Annotated in this window: 15 protein-coding genes; 13 read left to right on the top strand and 2 right to left on the bottom strand. The window is 61.7% G+C overall.

Going from position 1 to position 16,877, the window contains the following annotated elements; all coding sequences use genetic code 11:
* The first annotated feature begins 232 nt into the window (after positions 1-232).
* The 13 genes from glpK to ACIPOO_RS03700 all read left to right on the top strand — a co-directional run bounded on the left by glpK (position 233) and on the right by ACIPOO_RS03700 (position 14,759).
* Complete coding sequence (glpK, locus tag ACIPOO_RS03640; RefSeq protein WP_400604478.1) at positions 233-1,735, top strand: glycerol kinase GlpK; 1,503 nt, start codon at positions 233-235, stop codon at positions 1,733-1,735.
* 192 nt (positions 1,736-1,927) lie between these two features.
* Complete coding sequence (locus tag ACIPOO_RS03645) at positions 1,928-2,683, top strand: DeoR/GlpR family transcriptional regulator (RefSeq protein ID WP_274135096.1); 756 nt, start codon at positions 1,928-1,930, stop codon at positions 2,681-2,683.
* 275 nt (positions 2,684-2,958) lie between these two features.
* Complete coding sequence (gene glpD, locus ACIPOO_RS03650; protein WP_400604481.1) at positions 2,959-4,497, top strand: glycerol-3-phosphate dehydrogenase; 1,539 nt, start codon at positions 2,959-2,961, stop codon at positions 4,495-4,497.
* A gap of 382 nt (positions 4,498-4,879) precedes the next feature.
* Positions 4,880-5,797 carry a glutamate/aspartate ABC transporter substrate-binding protein gene (locus ACIPOO_RS03655; RefSeq protein WP_274135094.1) on the top strand — a complete coding sequence of 306 codons (918 nt, stop codon included), beginning with the start codon at positions 4,880-4,882 and terminating at the stop codon, positions 5,795-5,797.
* Between the two features lie 119 nt (positions 5,798-5,916).
* Complete coding sequence (locus ACIPOO_RS03660; protein ID WP_274135093.1) at positions 5,917-6,663, top strand: amino acid ABC transporter permease; 747 nt, start codon at positions 5,917-5,919, stop codon at positions 6,661-6,663.
* Positions 6,660-7,328, top strand: a complete 669-nt coding sequence (locus ACIPOO_RS03665) for an amino acid ABC transporter permease (RefSeq protein WP_274135104.1) — start codon at positions 6,660-6,662, stop codon at positions 7,326-7,328. The genes ACIPOO_RS03660 and ACIPOO_RS03665 overlap by 4 nt, the downstream gene beginning before the upstream one ends.
* A complete protein-coding gene (locus tag ACIPOO_RS03670; protein WP_274135092.1) occupies positions 7,325-8,059 on the top strand; it encodes an amino acid ABC transporter ATP-binding protein in 735 nt (244 codons plus the stop codon). Before ACIPOO_RS03665 ends, ACIPOO_RS03670 begins: the two co-directional genes overlap by 4 nt.
* A gap of 114 nt (positions 8,060-8,173) precedes the next feature.
* Positions 8,174-10,063: an ATP-binding protein gene (locus tag ACIPOO_RS03675; RefSeq protein WP_400604484.1), complete on the top strand. Its 1,890-nt coding sequence runs from the start codon at positions 8,174-8,176 to the stop codon at positions 10,061-10,063.
* A 142-nt stretch (positions 10,064-10,205) separates the two neighbouring features.
* Positions 10,206-11,531, top strand: a complete 1,326-nt coding sequence (locus ACIPOO_RS03680) for a sigma-54-dependent transcriptional regulator (RefSeq protein ID WP_400604486.1) — start codon at positions 10,206-10,208, stop codon at positions 11,529-11,531.
* A 362-nt stretch (positions 11,532-11,893) separates the two neighbouring features.
* Positions 11,894-12,814, top strand: coding sequence for an arginase (locus tag ACIPOO_RS03685; protein ID WP_400604488.1), 921 nt, complete (start codon positions 11,894-11,896; stop codon positions 12,812-12,814).
* Positions 12,811-13,185, top strand: a complete 375-nt coding sequence (locus ACIPOO_RS03690; RefSeq protein WP_400604490.1) for a transporter — start codon at positions 12,811-12,813, stop codon at positions 13,183-13,185. The genes ACIPOO_RS03685 and ACIPOO_RS03690 overlap by 4 nt, the downstream gene beginning before the upstream one ends.
* 7 nt (positions 13,186-13,192) lie before the next feature.
* Complete coding sequence (locus ACIPOO_RS03695; protein WP_400604492.1) at positions 13,193-14,353, top strand: peptidogalycan biosysnthesis protein; 1,161 nt, start codon at positions 13,193-13,195, stop codon at positions 14,351-14,353.
* Positions 14,346-14,759, top strand: a complete 414-nt coding sequence (locus ACIPOO_RS03700; protein ID WP_400604494.1) for an EamA family transporter — start codon at positions 14,346-14,348, stop codon at positions 14,757-14,759. The genes ACIPOO_RS03695 and ACIPOO_RS03700 overlap by 8 nt, the downstream gene beginning before the upstream one ends.
* A 249-nt stretch (positions 14,760-15,008) precedes the next feature.
* Here ACIPOO_RS03700 and ACIPOO_RS03705 read toward each other — a convergent pair whose 3' ends face one another.
* Positions 15,009-15,878 (bottom strand): fatty acid desaturase family protein, encoded by an 870-nt coding sequence (locus ACIPOO_RS03705; RefSeq protein ID WP_400604496.1) that lies wholly within the window; start codon positions 15,876-15,878, stop codon positions 15,009-15,011.
* A 63-nt stretch (positions 15,879-15,941) separates the two neighbouring features.
* On the bottom strand, positions 15,942-16,727 hold the full coding sequence (locus ACIPOO_RS03710; protein ID WP_400604498.1) for a MipA/OmpV family protein: 786 nt from the start codon (positions 16,725-16,727) through the stop codon (positions 15,942-15,944).
* Between the last annotated feature and the right edge of the window lie 150 nt (positions 16,728-16,877).

Consider the following 16,877-nt stretch of genomic DNA (forward strand, 5'->3'; position numbering starts at 1 on the left):
CCATCGGCCCTGTAAACGCTGCAAGCGCGCACACTCCTGGCAACGAATTTTCGCGGACGATGCAAAACCCGGTGACAGTTCGCTTTCGACCTTTGACAATGTTCGTTTACGTCTATATTTTTTCGAATACGAATATTGCGCGCAGGCACCCCTGTTGCCTGCGCAACCGGGGCGCTTGCACGTAAACTGATAGCAGCCCCCAGGATACCGGCTTCATTACCAGGCAACCGACATGACCGATAACGACAAGAACTACATTATTGCCCTCGATCAAGGCACCACCAGTTCCCGTGCCATCATCTTCGACCGCGACGCCAATGTGGTCAGCACCGCCCAAAGCGAGTTCGTGCAGCATTACCCGCAGCCGGGCTGGGTCGAGCATGATCCGATGGAGATCTTCGCCACCCAGACCGCCTGCATGACCAAGGTGTTGGCCCAGGCCAACCTGCATCACAACCAGATCGCCGCCATTGGTATCACCAACCAGCGCGAAACCACGGTTGTGTGGGAGAAGGACACCGGCCGCCCGATCTACAACGCCGTGGTCTGGCAGTGCCGTCGCAGCACGGAAATCTGCCAGCAACTCAAGCGCGACGGCCTTGAGGACTACATCAAGGAAACCACGGGCCTGGTCATCGACCCGTACTTTTCCGGCAGCAAACTCAAGTGGATTCTCGATCACGTCGAAGGCAGCCGCGAACGCGCCCGTCGTGGCGAGCTGCTGTTCGGCACCGTCGATAGCTGGCTGATCTGGAAATTCACCGGCGGCAAGGTCCACGTCACCGACTACACCAACGCCTCGCGCACCATGATGTTCAACATCCACACCCTGGAATGGGATCAGCGGATGCTGGACGTGCTCGACGTGCCTCGGGAAATGCTCCCGGAGGTCAAGTCTTCATCTGAAGTCTATGGCCACAGCAAAAGCGGCATCGCCATCGCCGGTATCGCAGGCGACCAGCAATCGGCGCTGTTCGGCCAGATGTGCGTGGAGCCCGGCCAGGCCAAGAATACCTACGGCACCGGTTGTTTCCTGCTGATGAACACCGGCAAGAAAGCCGTCAAATCCAATCACGGCCTGCTGACCACCATCGGCTGCGGCCCTCGGGGCGAAGTGGCCTATGCGCTGGAGGGCGCGGTGTTCAACGGCGGCTCGACCGTGCAGTGGCTGCGTGACGAACTGAAAATCGTCAATGACTCCATGGACACCGAATATTTCGCCACCAAGGTGAAGAACAGCAATGGCGTGTATCTGGTCCCGGCGTTCACCGGCCTTGGGGCGCCCTACTGGGATCCGTACGCCCGTGGCGCGCTGTTCGGCCTGACCCGTGGCGTGAAGGTCGATCACATCATCCGTGCGGCCCTGGAGTCCATCGCCTACCAGACCCGCGACGTGCTCGACGCCATGCAGCAGGACGCCGCCGAGCCGCTCAAGGCGCTGCGCGTGGACGGCGGCGCGGTGGCCAACAACTTCCTCATGCAGTTCCAGGCCGACATCCTCGGCACCCAGGTGGAACGCCCGAAAATGCGCGAGACCACAGCGTTGGGCGCGGCGTACCTGGCGGGTCTGGCGATTGGTTTCTGGAGCGGGCTGGACGAGTTGAAGGACAAGGCCGTGATCGAGCGCAGGTTCGAGCCGCAGTGCGACGATGCCGAGAAGGAAAAACTCTACGCGGGCTGGCGCAAGGCGGTGGACCGCACCCGGGACTGGGAGCCCCACGAAGACGCCGAATAATCCCGATCTGTAGGAGCGCGCTTGCCCGCGACCGCGGTGTACCTGTACCCAAGAAGGTGCCTGGCACACCGCAATCGCGGGCAAGCGCGCTCCTACAATGATTCGCGTCGCCTTGCCACCTCATGACTTTTTCCGGCTGACAGGTAATGGCCGCCTGCGGCATCATGGGCGCTCTTGCCCGAAGGAAAAAAAATGAATCTGCCACCCCGTCAACAGCAGATCCTCGAGCTGGTCCGTGAGCGCGGCTATGTCAGCATCGAGGAAATGGCCCAGTCGTTCGTCGTTACCCCGCAGACCATCCGCCGTGACATCAACCAGTTGGCGGAGATGAACCTGCTGCGTCGCTACCACGGCGGTGCTGCCTATGACTCCAGTATCGAGAACACCGCGTACGCCATGCGTGCCGACCAGATGCGCGACGAGAAACAGCGCATCGCCGAGGCGATTGCCGCGCAGATTCCCGATCATGCCTCGCTGTTCATCAACATCGGCACGACCACCGAATCCATCGCCCGCGCCCTGCTCAACCACAATCACCTGAAGATCATCACCAACAACCTGCATGTGGCTTCGATCCTGAGCGGCAAGGATGACTTCGAAGTGCTGCTGGCCGGTGGCAACGTGCGCCGCGACGGCGGTGTGGTGGGTCAGGCGAGCGTCGATTTCATCACCCAGTTCAAGGTCGATTTCGCCCTGGTGGGCATCAGCGGCATCGACGAAGACGGCAGCCTGCTGGACTTCGACTACCAGGAAGTGCGCGTCTCCCAGGCGATCATCGCCAACGCCCGCCAGGTCATCCTGGCCGCCGACTCCAGCAAGTTCGGCCGCAACGCCATGGTCCGCCTGGGCCCGATCACCCTGATCGACTGCCTGGTGACCGACCAGCCGCCAGTGCCGGCCCTTGCGCAACTGCTGACGCAGAACAAGATTCGTCTGGAAGTGGTTTAAGCGCGTTTTTGCTGTAGGAGCGCGCTTGCCCGCGATTGCAGTGTGTCATCCGCCATTGATATTGCTGACAGATTGCAGTCGCGGGCAAGCGCGCTCCTACAGGCCGCGAGGCCGTTTCATGTTCGCTTTTGTTCCTTTACTTTCCCTTCAATCAGTATTTTCAATCGATACTGAGTGGTTAGACCTGTCTTATTGGTTTATCATTTTCGAAAATGAACTCAAATGTTCGATTTCGCCAAAAGCGAACATGATCGAATTCCAGACAGGAGGCCCCGATGGCCCACTCAGCGTTCCCTGCTCCACCCCTTTCAGAGGTCTACGACATCGCCGTCATCGGTGGCGGGATCAATGGTGTCGGGATCGCGGCGGATGCTTCGGGCCGTGGTCTTTCGGTGTTCCTCTGCGAAAAGGACGATCTGGCCAGCCACACCTCCTCGGCCAGCAGCAAGCTGATCCACGGCGGTCTGCGTTACCTGGAACATTACGAATTCCGCCTGGTGCGCGAAGCCCTGGCTGAACGTGAAGTGCTGCTGGAAAAGGCCCCGCACATCGTCAAGCCCATGCGCTTCGTGCTGCCCCACCGCCCGCACCTGCGTCCGGCGTGGATGATTCGCGCCGGCCTGTTCCTGTATGACCACCTGGGCAAGCGGGAAAAACTGCCGGCCTCGAAAAACCTGCGCTTCGGTGCCAACAGCCCGCTGAACAGCTCGATCACCCGCGGTTTCGAATATTCCGACTGCTGGGTCGACGACGCGCGTCTGGTGGTGCTCAACGCCATGGCCGCCCGCGAACACGGCGCGCACCTGCACACCCGCACCCGCTGCCTGAGCGCCCGTCGCAACGGTGGCCTGTGGCAACTGGAAATGGAACGCAGCGACGGCACCCAGTTCTCGGTTCGCGCCAAGGCGCTGGTGAACGCGGCGGGCCCGTGGGTCGCCAGGTTCATTCGCGAAGACCTGAAACTGGAATCCAAGTACGGCATCCGCCTGATCCAGGGCAGTCACCTGATCGTGCCGAAGCTGTACGAGGGTGAAAACGCCTTCATTCTGCAGAACGAAGACCAGCGCATCGTCTTCACCATTCCTTACATGGAACGCTTCACCATCATCGGCACCACTGACCGCGAGTACACCGGCGATCCGGCGACAGTGGCGATCACCGAAGGCGAAACCGATTACCTGCTGAAGATCGTCAATGAGCACTTCAAGAAGCAACTGAGCCGCAGCGACATCATTCGCACGTACTCAGGCGTGCGTCCGCTGTGCAATGACGAATCCGATAACCCGTCGGCCATTACCCGGGACTACACCCTGGCTCTGTCGGGCGATGCCACAGAGGCGCCGATCCTCTCGGTGTTCGGCGGCAAGCTGACCACCTACCGCAAGCTGGCCGAATCGGCGATGCAGCAACTGGCGCCGTTCTTCCCGCAGATGAAGGGAAGCTGGACCGCCAAGACCAGCCTGCCTGGCGGCGAAAACATGACCACCCCGGCGCAACTGGCCAGCGACCTGCAACAACGCTGCAGTTGGCTGCCCGCTGAAATCGCCAGGCGCTGGGCCATCACCTATGGCTCGCGCAGCTGGCAGATCGTCGATGGCGTGCAAAGCCTGGCCGACATGGGCGAGCACCTGGGCGGCGGGTTGTACAGCGCCGAAGTGGATTACCTGTGCCGGGCGGAGTGGGTGACCCAGGCCGAGGACATCCTGTGGCGCCGGACCAAGCTGGGCCTGTTCACCACGGCTGAAGAACAGCAAAAGGTGCAGGCGTACCTGGACAAGATCGCTCGCCACAAAAGCACTATAGAAGCCGCCTGACCTCCTACACCGCCCCACTGTAGGAGCGCGCTTGCCCGCGATTGCGGTGTGTCTGATCCGAGTATGTTGAATGACACGCCGCCATCGCGGGCAAGCGCGCTCCTACAAGCGCCCGCTCCCATTCGGATTTCCGAACGCAATACTACTGGCCATTCGGCATCCCGGACGGCCACAGCCCTCCTCGCACTCATCCCAAAATAAATTCCCTTTATTTTCAATCTGTTATCAGCTGTCACGTGCTTGGCATGACTCATGCTCTACACTCATGCACGATTGCTCCGATGTAGCGTGCCGCCTGTCTGGGCCGCCGTTGTAGCGTTCTGAAACGATAGGGCCGACCCAACACCGGACCCATAAGAAAAACAAAGTCGAGGATTAACAGATGCGTATCGTTCCCCACATTCTGGGCGTGGCCATTGCTGCAGCCGCTTTGATCAGCACCCCGGTTTCCGCCGCCGAACTGACCGGCACCCTGAAGAAAATCAACGATTCGGGCACCATCACCCTGGGCCACCGCGACTCGTCGATTCCGTTCTCGTACATCGCGGATGCTTCCGGCAAGCCAGTCGGCTACTCCCACGACATTCAACTGGCGATCGTCGAAGCCATCAAGAAAGACCTGAACAAGCCTGACCTGAAGGTCAACTACAACCTGGTCACTTCGCAGACCCGTATCCCGCTGGTGCAGAACGGTACCGTCGACGTTGAATGTGGCTCGACCACCAACAACGCCGAACGCGCCCAGCAAGTCGACTTCTCGGTCGGCATCTTCGAAATCGGTACTCGCCTGCTGACCAAGACCGGCTCTTCGTACAACGATTTCGACGACCTGAAAGGCAAGAACGTCGTGACCACCGCTGGCACCACGTCCGAGCGCATCATCAAGGCGATGAACGCTGACAAGCAGATGGGCATGAACGTCATCTCCGCCAAAGACCACGGCGAATCCTTCCAGATGCTGGAATCGGGCCGCGCTGTCGCGTTCATGATGGACGACGCCCTGCTGGCAGGCGAAATGGCCAAGGCCAAGAAGCCAACCGACTGGCACGTGACCGGCACTCCGCAATCCTATGAAATCTACGGCTGCATGGTTCGCAAAGACGACCCTGCCTTCAAGAAAGCCGTGGACGACGCGATTGTCGGCCTCTACAAGTCGGGCGAGATCAACAAGATCTACGCCAAGTGGTTCACCCAGCCAATCCCTCCAAAAGGCCTGAACCTCGAATTCCCGATGAGCCCTGAACTCAAGAAGCTGATCGAGAACCCGAACGACAAGCCAGCGCCAGAGAAGAAGGCATAAGCCCTTCCCTACCTATGCTTCACAAGTGAAAGCCTGACTCCCGGGGAGGTCATCGACCTTCCCGGAAGCCGCTGCAAAGCGGTGTGCGTGCATAACGATCGATCAGAGGGGAGACCCTGATGAATTACAATTGGGACTGGGGCGTGTTCTTCAAGTCCACTGGCGTGGGTACCGAGACCTATCTGGACTGGTACGTTTCCGGCCTGGGCTGGACTATCGGCATCTCCATCGTCGCCTGGATCATCGCGCTGATCCTGGGCTCCGTGCTCGGGGTGATGCGTACGGTGCCCAACCGCATCGTGTCCACCATTGCCACGGTCTACGTGGAAATTTTCCGTAACGTGCCACTGCTGGTGCAGTTATTCATCTGGTACTTCCTGGTGCCGGACCTGCTGCCCGAGAACCTGCAGGAGTGGTACAAGCAGGACCTGAACCCGACCACCTCGGCTTTCCTGAGCGTTGTCGTGTGCCTGGGCCTGTTCACCGCCGCACGGGTTTGCGAACAAGTGCGTACCGGTATCCAGGCGTTGCCTCGCGGCCAGGAATCCGCCGCACGCGCCATGGGTTTCAAACTGCCGCAGATCTACTGGAACGTGCTGCTGCCGCAGGCTTACCGGATCATCATTCCGCCGCTCACCTCCGAATTCCTCAACGTGTTCAAGAACTCGTCGGTGGCCTCGCTGATCGGTCTGATGGAGTTGCTCGCCCAGACCAAACAGACCGCCGAATTCTCTGCGAACCTGTTCGAAGCCTTCACCCTGGCCACCCTGATCTACTTCACGCTGAACATGAGCCTGATGCTGCTCATGCGTCTGATCGAGAAGAAAGTCGCCGTGCCGGGCCTGATTTCCGTGGGAGGTAAATAATGGACTTCTCTGGAATCGTTCCCGCCATTCCGGGCCTGTGGAACGGCATGCTCATGACCCTCAAGCTCATGGCAATGGGCGTTGTGGGCGGCATCGTGCTCGGCACGATCCTGGCCCTGATGCGCCTGTCACCGAGCAAGTGGATGTCGCGCATCGCCGGCGCCTACGTCAACTATTTCCGTTCGATCCCGCTGCTGCTGGTCATCACCTGGTTCTACCTGGCGGTGCCGTTCGTGCTGCGCTGGATCACCGGCGAAGATACCCCGGTCGGTGCGTTCACCTCCTGCGTCGTGGCGTTCATGATGTTCGAGGCGGCGTACTTCTGCGAAATCGTGCGTGCCGGCGTGCAGTCGATCTCCCGTGGCCAGATGGGCGCAGCGCAGGCCCTGGGCATGACCTACGGCCAGATGATGCGCCTGATCATCCTGCCCCAGGCGTTTCGCAAGATGACCCCGCTGCTGTTGCAGCAGAGCATCATCCTGTTCCAGGACACCTCGCTCGTGTACACGGTCGGTCTGGTCGACTTCCTCAACTCGGCCCGCGCCAGCGGCGACATCATTGGCCGTTCCAATGAGTTCCTGGTCATCGCAGGTCTGGTGTACTTCACGATCAGCTTCGCGGCCTCGCGTCTGGTCAAGCTCATGCAGAAAAGGTTAGCCGTATGATTTCCATCAAAAATATCAACAAGTGGTATGGGGACTTCCAGGTGCTGACCGATTGCAGCACCGAGGTCAAGAAAGGCGAAGTGATCGTGGTGTGCGGGCCGTCCGGCTCGGGCAAATCGACCCTGATCAAGTGCGTCAACGCCCTTGAGCCGTTCCAGAAAGGCGACATCGAGGTCGATGGCACCTCCATCGCCGACCCGAAGACCAACCTGCCGAAACTGCGCTCGCGCGTGGGCATGGTGTTCCAGCATTTCGAGCTGTTCCCGCACCTGACCATCACCGAGAACCTGACCATCGCGCAGATCAAGGTGCTGGGCCGCAGCAAGGAAGAAGCCACCAAAAAAGGCCTGCAGTTGCTTGAGCGCGTCGGTCTGTCGGCCCACGCCCACAAGCATCCGGGCCAGCTCTCCGGCGGCCAGCAGCAACGTGTGGCGATTGCCCGCGCGCTGGCGATGGACCCGATCGTGATGCTGTTCGACGAACCGACTTCGGCACTTGACCCGGAAATGGTCAACGAAGTGCTCGACGTGATGGTGCAGCTTGCCCACGAAGGCATGACCATGATGTGCGTGACCCACGAAATGGGCTTCGCCCGCAAGGTGGCCGACCGCGTGATCTTCATGGACAAGGGCCAGATCATTGAAGACTGCCCCAAGGAAGAATTCTTCGGCGACATCAACGCTCGTTCCGAACGCGCCCAGCACTTCCTGAACAAGATCCTGCAGCACTAACAGCCTTTTCGTTTTTAGCCTCACGAGGGCATAGCCCCACAAGGGCACACAACCACCGGCCGTGCGTGTTCACCATCAATGACACGCACGGCTGGTCGGTCCAGGACGACTGTGATGAAATGCGATCCACCTCTTAGCGCGACACCATCACTTGCCGTGAAACCCCGCCTGATCCGCCAACTGTTCCTGCCGCCGCTGGTCATTCTGCTGATGATCGCGCTGGGCTACTTCACCTATCTGTACAGCGAAAAGAACGGCATCCAGGCTCTGGGCGAGAACGGCCAGCGCCAGCTTGAGTTGCACGCGCGTACCGTCGAAAGCGAAATCAACAAATACAACTACCTGCCCAGCGTGCTGGAGCTCGAATCCAATGTCTCCGACCTGCTCAACGATCCGTCGCCCGAATTGCGGGTCAAGGTCAATGACTACCTCGAAGGCCTGAACCGCCGCAGCCGCAGCCGCGCCATCTATGTGCTGGACACCACCGGCCGCGTGCTCGCCACCAGCAACTGGCGTGACGCGGACAGTTACCTGGGCGAAGACCTGTCCTTCCGTGCCTATTATCAGGACGCGATTCGTGGCCTGCCCGGCCGCTTCTACGGCATCGGCAGCACCACCGGCGAGCCCGGGTACTACCTGGCCCACGGGCTTGAAGAGAAAGGCAAGATCATCGGCGTCGCGGTGATCAAGGTGCGTCTGGAAGCGCTGGAAGAGCGCTGGCAGCGGGCGCGTCTGGAAGCCTTCGTCAGTGACGAGAACGGCATCATCATTCTGTCCAGCGACCCGGCCCGACGTCTGAAATCGGTGCGCCCCCTGACAGCTGACATCAAGGAGCGCCTGGCGCGCAGCCTGCAGTATTACTGGTGGCCGCTCAACGAGCTGGTGCCGCTGGAGCGAGAGTCGATTGCCGAGGGTGTGGAGAAGCTGACCTTCCCTGCCAACGTCAGCGTCGATCATGAACACACCGTGGTCAGTTACCTGGCCCAGACCCGCGACCTGGCCGACACGCCCTGGCACCTGACCCTGCTGACGCCGCTCGAAGACCTGCGCCGGGAAGCCGCCAACCAGGGGATGCTGGTGGCCGTGGCCTTTGCCCTGGTGACCTTTCTGCTGATTGCCTGGAACGAGCGGCGCAAGGTGATCTCCGTGCGTCTGGCCGCCCGCGAAGCGCTGGAGCAGGCCAACAACGAACTGGAACGGCGGATTACCGAACGCACCGCCGACCTGCGCGCCAGCAACGAACGCCTCAAGGGGCAGATTCGTGAGCGGCGTCAGGCCGAAGAAACGTTGCGCCAGGCCCAGGACGAACTGGTACAGGCCGGCAAGCTGGCTGCCATCGGTCAGATGTCCACCAGCATCGCCCACGAACTCAACCAGCCCTTGGCCGCGTTGCGCACCTTGTCGGGCAACACCGTGCGTTTCATCGAGCGCGGCGCGCTGGACACCGCCAGCACCAACCTGCGCACCATTAACGATCTGGTGGACCGCATGGGCCGCATCACCGCCAGCCTGCGCGCCTTTGCCCGGCGTGGCGAAGACAAGGGCCAGGCGTCGCTGGGCAAGGCCGTCGATGCCGCGCTGCAATTGCTGGCCGGGCGTCTGGAAAACAGCGCGCTGGACCTGCATCAGGAGTTTCAGGATGTCGAGCTTGCGATCGATCAGACCCGCCTTGAACAGATTCTGGTCAACCTGATCGGCAACGCGCTGGACGCCATGCAGGCACAGCCCCTGCCCGTGCTCTGGTTGCAGGGCGACATGTGCGAGGGCCGTTATCGGCTGCGGGTTCGCGACAACGGCCACGGCATCGACGCCGAAGCGCGCAAGCACCTGTTCGAACCGTTTTTCACCACCAAGCCGGGTGAGCAGGGGCTGGGGTTGGGCTTGACTCTGTCGGCCAGCCTGGCAGCCGCCGCCGGTGGCAGCTTGAACGCAGAAGACCCGGCCGAAGGCGGCACGATGTTCGTGCTGGTTTTGCCGTTGGTGAATGCCGGGACGAATGTATGAGTTTTCAAGGTGAAGTTGCCTCTGTGGGAGCGAGCTTGCTCGCGAATGCTTGGGTGCAGACCGCCATGAATGCGTTGAATGCACTGGCCCTTTCGCGAGCAAGCTCGCTCCCACAGATCCGTTTTTTTGGGTGAGCAAGATCATGAACACTGAACTGACCGTCCTCATCGTCGAAGATGACCCGCACGTCCTGCTCGGCTGCCAGCAGGCGTTGGCGCTGGAAGACATTCACAGCCAGGGCGTGGGCAGTGCCGAGGAGGCGCTGGCGCTGGTGGGCGACAACTATGCCGGGATCGTCATCAGCGACATCCGCCTGCCGGGCATCGACGGTCTGGAACTGCTCAAGCGCTTGAAAGAGCGCGACCGCAGCCTGCCGGTGGTGTTGATCACCGGCCACGGCGATGTGTCGATGGCGGTCGGTGCCATGCGCGACGGGGCCTACGATTTCATGGAGAAGCCCTTCTCCCCCGAACGCCTGGTGGACGTCGCCCGCCGTGCGCTGGAACAACGCGGGCTGGCGCGGGAAGTCTGGTCGCTGCGCCGGCAACTGGCCGAGCGCGACTCGCTGGAAGGCAAGATCATCGGTCGCTCCCCCGCCATGCAAAACCTGCGAGCGCTGATCGCCAACGTCGCCGACACCTCGGCCAACGTGCTGATCGAAGGCGAAACCGGCACCGGCAAGGAACTGGTCGCCCGCTGCCTGCACGACTTCAGCCGTCGTCATTCCAATCAGTTCGTCGCGCTGAACTGTGGCGGGTTGCCGGAAAACCTGTTCGAAAGCGAAATCTTCGGCCACGAAGCCAATGCCTTTACCGGCGCGGGCAAGCGGCGCATCGGCAAAATCGAACACGCCCACGACGGCACGCTGTTTCTCGATGAAGTGGAGAGCATGCCGATCAACCTGCAGATCAAACTGCTGCGAGTGTTGCAGGAGCGTACCCTCGAACGCCTGGGCTCGAACCAGAGCGTGGCGGTGGATTGCCGGGTGATCGCGGCCACCAAGTCGGACCTCGATGAACTGAGCCGGGCCAACCAGTTTCGCAGCGACCTGTATTACCGCCTCAACGTGGTGACCCTGGAGTTGCCGCCACTGCGCGAGCGCCGCGAGGACATTCTGCAACTGTTCGAGCACTTCCTGCAGTTGTCATCGCTGCGCTTTGATCGCGAACCTCCGGAGCTTGATCGGCAGACCATGTCGGCGCTGATGAGCCACGACTGGCCGGGCAACGTGCGCGAACTGCGCAACGTCGCCGAGCGCTATGCGTTGGGCTTGCCGGCCTTCAAGAAAACCGGATCTGCGGCCACTGCCCAGAGCCTGGGCTTCTCCGAGGCGGTGGAAGCCTTCGAGAAAAACCTGCTCAGCGATGCGTTGCAACGCAGCGGCGGCAACCTCAGCCAGGCCAGCCAGGAACTGGGCATGGCCAAGACCACGCTGTTCGACAAGGTTAAGAAGTACGGGTTGGGGTGACTGACTCACCCATCCCCGTAGGAGCGCGCTTGCCCGCGACCTCGGCGTGTCAGGCGCCATCAACGTCATAGACACACCGCACTTTTTGTAGGAGCGCGCTTGCCCGCGACCTCGGTGTGTCAGGCGCCATCAGCGTCATAGACACACCGCACTTTTTGTAGGAGCGCGCTTGCCCGCGACCTCGGTGAGTCAGGCGGGATCAACGTCATAGACACACCGCCATCGCGGGCAAGCGCGCTCCTACAGGCGTGAAATTCACTCCCTTGGCCCACCCTTTGCAATCCCCCTGAAAGGCCCGCCCGGCCGGTGTTCATGGCCATGGACCCGGTGTCCGGGGCGGCATTTGATGGGTGAAGGCAACCTTGAACATTCTCGATCTCGATCACAGCCTCACGCAGCAGGCACCGATCAAAGACCGGCTGCAGGACGGACGTGCCACACGGCTTGACCTGCTGGCCCTAGGGCCGGTATTGCGGCTCTGGTCCACTGAAAACAATTACCAACGCTTCGCCGGGCATCTGGATCATCGCGCCAGGCCATTGGGCAACCGGCCGGAAATCTTCTTCGTCGGCTCCGGCGACTATCACCACCTGACCCCTGCCCTGCTCGCCGACCTGCCCGAGCCGGTCACGCTGATCCACTTCGACAACCACCCGGACTGGGTGCACTTCGCGCCCCGCCGCCACTGCGGCTCGTGGGTCAATCGCGCGCTCAAGCTGCCCAACGTACAACGCGTCATCACCCTCGGGCCTTGCAGCGATGACCTGCAAAGCCCGCAGCTCAAGGGCGGCAATCTCGGCGCACTCAGGCGTGGCGACCTGCAATTGTTCCCCTGGCGCCATCCGCCCTCGAAAGTCTGGGGCAGGATCGGCGACGGACCCGGCCATCGGCAAATCGACGGTCACCTGCACTGGCACAACCTGGCCGAGGTGGACTGGCCGGTGTTCCTCGAACAACTGGTCGCCAGCCTGCCCACCGATGCGGTGTGGATCACCATCGACAAGGACGTGCTCGCCTGCGAAGACGCCGCCACCAACTGGGATCAGGGCGGCATGCGCCTGAGCCATCTGCTCGACGCCATCCGCGCCCTGGCCGCGAACACCCGGGTGCTGGGCATCGACGTCTGCGGCGAGTTCGCGCCCCCGGCGTTCAGCAATCCGCTCAAGCGCTGGGAGGCGAAATCCGATCAGCCGCCCGCAGAGCGCTGGAGTGAAGCGGACATTGCCCGCAACGCCCAGACCAACGCGGTCCTGATCACCCTGTTCGAGGAGCTGTTCCCATGACCCCGACCGTGGTGCTGCTGACGGCCTTTTCGATCCTGCTCGACGTCATCGGCCAACTGGCATTCAAGCTCGGCCTGGACCGGCTGCCTGCGCAGGAAGGCGGGTTTCGCCTGCGCAGTTTCTGGGTGCAGATCGCCGCCGCGCCGATGCTCTGGTTTGGCGTGGGCGCCTATGTGGTCGAGTTCATCACCTGGCTGCTGGTGCTGTCGCTGGCGCCGCTGTCGCTGGTGTTTCCGGCTGCGAGCCTGAGTTACGTCGGCGTGGTGCTGGGCGGGAGGCTGGTGCTTGGCGAGCGGGTCAGCCGGCGCCGCTGGCTCGGCACGATGGTCATTACGTTCGGCGTCATGCTGGTGTGCGCCACCGGCGCGTGAGGTGTTCATGACACAGATTCAATCGATTTACGCCCAAGGGAACCCGGTCACGCTCAGTGACACTTCTGCGCTGAGCGTCGAGGTCAGCCACAGCATTCATCGGGTCAGGCGCAGCGACTGGGCGCAACTCGACAGCGACGATCTCGAAGGCTACGACTATTACGCCGCCATCGAAGACGCCGGATTACCTGGCGTCGAGCCGCGTTATTTCATGATCCGCGATGGCCAGCGCCTGATCGCGGTGGCTCCGGCTTATCGCCATCGGCTACGGCTGAACCAGGTGCTCGACGGCCTGCTGGCGAAGCTGTTCGGCCATATCTCTGTGCCGATCCTGGCGGTGGGTTCGCCCGTCACCGAAACCTGCTCGATTGCCTGCGCCCCGGACTGGCTAGCGCGCACGCCTGAAATCCTGCCGGTACTGATAGACGCCCTGGATCGCCAGTCGCGTCTGGACGGCACCTGGCTGTACCTGTTCAAGGACGTAGCCGAAGAGCGTGTGACCTTGCGCAGCGCGCTGGAACATCTGGGCTTTGCCCGAGTGGCCGGAATGCCGAGAACCCTGCTGCCGTTGCCCTACGCCGATCTGCAGGGCTATCTGGCGAGCCTCGGCCGGGTAACGCGCAAGGGGCTCAAACGCAAGCTGGCGGCGCCATCGGACCTGCGCATCGAAGCGCGTCAGCATCAGGTGGACGATGTAATCGAACCCATGCTGGCGTTGTATGCCGACACCGTGGGCCGTAGCGGCGAGGAGATCGAACCGCTGACCGGCGACTATTTCCGCTCGGTGCTGGCCGTCATGGGCGAGCGTGCGATCTGCTACCTGTTCTGGTCCGGTGACAGGCTGATCGGCTTCAACCTGCTGTTAGGGGACGGTACGCGGCAGATCGACAAGGTGTTCGCCTCTGATGGCGCAGCCGCCCGCGAGCACAACCTCTACCACCGCACCTGGCTGGGCCATGTGCAGCGTTGCATTGCCCAGGGCATTCCGGCGTTCGAAGCCAGCCAGGCGGCCTATGACGAGAAGCTCCGCCTGGGCTGCCGACTGCTGGGCAATGACCATTATCTCCATCACCGCCGTGCGTGGGTCACCCGATTACTGGGCTGGCTGGTGCGCAGGGCCGGGCTGGATCAGTCGAATGTTGTGGCCAGGAAATCCATAGATGAATGAGCAAATCCTGAATGAAAAACCGGCCTGGCGCTGGCTGGAAAGCCGCGCCGCGAGCATTGGGTTGTGGGGGCTGTTGATCGGCTTCGAAAGCGCGGCGCAACTGGCGCTGAAGGTCGGGGGCGATGGGCTGGCAGCGATGCCGTTTGGGTTGGACTGGCTGCTGGCGGCGATGGGCAATGTGGCGGTGCTGGGGGCTGTGGGCTGTTATGTGGGCTCGTTCCTGAGCTGGATGCTGATCCTGCGGCGCAGCAGTCTGTCGCTGGCCTTTCCGTTAAGTTCGCTGGTGTTCGTGGTGGTGCTGCTGGGGTCGTGGCTGGGGCTGGGCGAACACATCAGCGCCCTGCACTGGCTGGGGGTGTGGGTGATTATTGGCGGGATAGCGTTGTTGGCAGAGGGAGAGTCGTGAAGGCTCTTTATATTGGCTTTAGATTGTTACGTTGATGCCCTACGGGCCTATCGCGGGCAAGCGCGCTCCTACATTTGTTGCAACGTGCCGCATCCGGCATACCGAGTGCACAGCCTTTTAAGCTGACGGCACGGAACTCGAGCTGGGCACCAAGGCTACGCACTCGGTCCATCAGGCCATGGCACGTTGCAACAAATGTAGGAGCGCGCTTGCCCGCGACAAGGCCCGCAGGGCAACAAAATAAGAATTTTATTTCGTCCCGGAATGATCCAACAAAAACCCCAACCCATGGGACACCGGTATCTCCTTCACGCCCATCATCCGCTGCTGCTCCTTGATCTCCCTGTGGAACGCCTTGACCTTGGTCCAGTGCATCTTCGGGCGGTAATGGTGTTCGGCGTGGTAGCCGTTATTCATCCAGATCAGGTTATAGAGCGGGCTGTACGAACTCACGCCCCAGGCAATTGGCAGGTCGGGGTTGCCGCCCAGGTGCTCGTAATAGCCGTTCAACGACGACAGCGACTGCCCCAGGTACCAGAACGGCAGCAACAGCAGCACCGCATGCCAGTCATGGAACGCCAGGGCGATGTAGGCCGCGACGGTCACGTAGATTTCCACCTTCGCCCAGCGCGCATCGTCAGGGTGTTTGCGCTTCATGTCCTCGTAATAGCTCTTGGGCTCGTCACGAAAGGCACTGAGGAACACATAGCGCCATAGCGCCTCTGGCTCGCCGTTGTGGCCATAGCGGTAGATCGACAGCGGGTCGACTGTTTCGCCCTTGTCGTTGGGCCGGTCGGAGTTGCCGCGATGGTGGCGGTTGTGGATGTCGCGGTACATGGTCTGGGAGAAGCCGATGGTCACCGACAGCAGCAAGTCGAACGCGCGGTTCATGCCCTTGTGAGTGAAATAGGCGTTGTGGATCTGGTTGTGGGAGATGCTGTTGATGCTCCACGACAGGCTGACGGCATACACCAGCGCCAGGGGCACGATGGCCCACCACGACAGGCTGTGAAAGGCCATGACCAGCCACAGCACGAAAGCGAAATGGGCCAGCGCCATGGCAATCGGGACAATGTCCCAGAGCGAGTACGCAAGCCAGCGGTAAACGGGACGAGCCATGAAGAACTTCCTCGAAAACGATGAGTGCTTCGGCTCATTGCAAGGCCCAGACCAACCCGCGAGCTACTTGAAGTGATACGCCACGGCGACGTCCAGCTCGCCTTGATTCACACGGCCTTGCTGGCGAACGATGCTGCTGTCGGCGGCCGATCCCACCAGGTGAATCCAGCTGGCGCTGGTGATCAGCGACCAGTTCGCAGCTATCGGGAAGGCTACGCTCTGGGTCAGGGTCAGGTTCTGGAAACCGCCGCTGGCGTTGTAGGCGCGAATGCCGGAGGCCTGTGACTCTGCGCCGCTGACGCCGAAGAAGGTCTGCGCCTGCTCGGCGTTGGCGTAGTGCGCAGCCAGCGTCGTGCCGCCGAATATCCCGTGGCCCAGCGGGTAATCCAGCTCGCCGCCGACACGCCCCAACACCCCGCCCTGCCCGTTGCTGCCGCCGAAGGTGCGGCCCACTTCAGCGAACACACGCCAGGCATCCGAAGGGCTGTATTCGACGAAGCCACCCACCTCGCCCATGTCCGACACGTCATGCAGACCGTGCAGCGCGCCGTTGGCCGTGCGGCCCTCGACGTAGTTGACGAACGGCCCGGCGCTCCAGCCGTTGGCCTTGAGCGCATCCCAGGACAAACCTTCGTCAGAGCTCAGATTGACCCGCCCCCAGGACAGGTCCAGATAGGGAATCGGCCGGGTTTCGTAGCGCGTGCCGGTGGGGTCGTGGGGCTGGTAGGCCACGCCCACGCCCGCGTCGCCGGTCAGCGGATCGGCATGGCACGCCGGGCTGAAATACGCGGCGCAGAGCAGCCCGGCGATGCACAGGCGGCGTTTGAAACAGGTCGGCAGAAGGGTCATCGCAGAGGTCTCGGGGCAGCGAACATGCGCGCATCAATCCCCAGAGGCGACCACCAGCGCAAGCACTGATGTTGTTTGTAGCAAGCTACAAAAATTGTAGCTCCGCACCCCTCCAGTCACCTCCGGCAACTGCCACAACCCCGGCCCTGC

The organism is Pseudomonas sp. NPDC090201 (assembly GCF_044746825.1).
GTDB classification, from domain to species: Bacteria; Pseudomonadota; Gammaproteobacteria; order Pseudomonadales; family Pseudomonadaceae; genus Aquipseudomonas; species Aquipseudomonas putida_AD.

Excerpts from the sequence above, each read along its gene's own strand:
- glpK (WP_400604478.1), top strand. The coding sequence starts at position 233 with ATGACCGATAACGACAAGAACTACATTATTGCCCTCGATCAAGGCACC.
- ACIPOO_RS03645 (WP_274135096.1), top strand. The coding sequence starts at position 1,928 with ATGAATCTGCCACCCCGTCAACAGCAGATCCTCGAGCTGGTCCGTGAG.
- glpD (WP_400604481.1), top strand. The coding sequence starts at position 2,959 with ATGGCCCACTCAGCGTTCCCTGCTCCACCCCTTTCAGAGGTCTACGAC.
- ACIPOO_RS03655 (WP_274135094.1), top strand. The coding sequence starts at position 4,880 with ATGCGTATCGTTCCCCACATTCTGGGCGTGGCCATTGCTGCAGCCGCT.
- ACIPOO_RS03660 (WP_274135093.1), top strand. The coding sequence starts at position 5,917 with ATGAATTACAATTGGGACTGGGGCGTGTTCTTCAAGTCCACTGGCGTG.
- ACIPOO_RS03670 (WP_274135092.1), top strand. The coding sequence starts at position 7,325 with ATGATTTCCATCAAAAATATCAACAAGTGGTATGGGGACTTCCAGGTG.
- ACIPOO_RS03675 (WP_400604484.1), top strand. The coding sequence starts at position 8,174 with ATGAAATGCGATCCACCTCTTAGCGCGACACCATCACTTGCCGTGAAA.
- ACIPOO_RS03680 (WP_400604486.1), top strand. The coding sequence starts at position 10,206 with ATGAACACTGAACTGACCGTCCTCATCGTCGAAGATGACCCGCACGTC.
- ACIPOO_RS03690 (WP_400604490.1), top strand. The coding sequence starts at position 12,811 with ATGACCCCGACCGTGGTGCTGCTGACGGCCTTTTCGATCCTGCTCGAC.
- ACIPOO_RS03695 (WP_400604492.1), top strand. The coding sequence starts at position 13,193 with ATGACACAGATTCAATCGATTTACGCCCAAGGGAACCCGGTCACGCTC.
- ACIPOO_RS03700 (WP_400604494.1), top strand. The coding sequence starts at position 14,346 with ATGAATGAGCAAATCCTGAATGAAAAACCGGCCTGGCGCTGGCTGGAA.
- ACIPOO_RS03705 (WP_400604496.1), bottom strand. The coding sequence starts at position 15,878 with ATGGCTCGTCCCGTTTACCGCTGGCTTGCGTACTCGCTCTGGGACATT.
- ACIPOO_RS03710 (WP_400604498.1), bottom strand. The coding sequence starts at position 16,727 with ATGACCCTTCTGCCGACCTGTTTCAAACGCCGCCTGTGCATCGCCGGG.